Raw genomic sequence first — 336 nt, 5'->3', positions numbered from 1 at the left:
CGGTTTCGCCTCGCCGGGAATGTCCAATTTGATCCTGTTTGTGCGGTTCTCCCTGCTTATGGAGAACGGAACCGCTCCGTAACTTAACGGCGACATGAAAATTTCGCGCGAATCCTGCGATCTTAAATATTGCACGTTCACGTAAGCGTTGCCTTCAAGCTCTGCGGGCACGGTAATCGTCTGCATGGAAGTTTCCCCACTGCTCCTGAACCAGCGGTGGGCGTAAACCTTGTCGCGTTCGATTGTGATAAGTCCCGCTCCAGCGTACGGCGCTTTTATCATCAGTTCGATATCCTCGCCGTTCCTAAAATCGGTCTTGTTCATTGTAATTTCAAG

The 336-nt window shown here is 50.9% G+C and carries 1 protein-coding gene; it reads right to left on the bottom strand.

Annotation, left to right across the window (positions count from 1 at the left end):
* Positions 1–336: hypothetical protein (locus ACYVTD_RS18515; protein ID WP_461249059.1), on the bottom strand; the 336-nt coding region annotated here is incomplete at both ends.

The organism is Treponema sp. R6D11 (genome assembly GCF_054786075.1).
The sequence above is the reverse complement of the archived record's forward strand: the minus strand, read 5'-3'. Positions and strand labels throughout refer to the sequence as shown.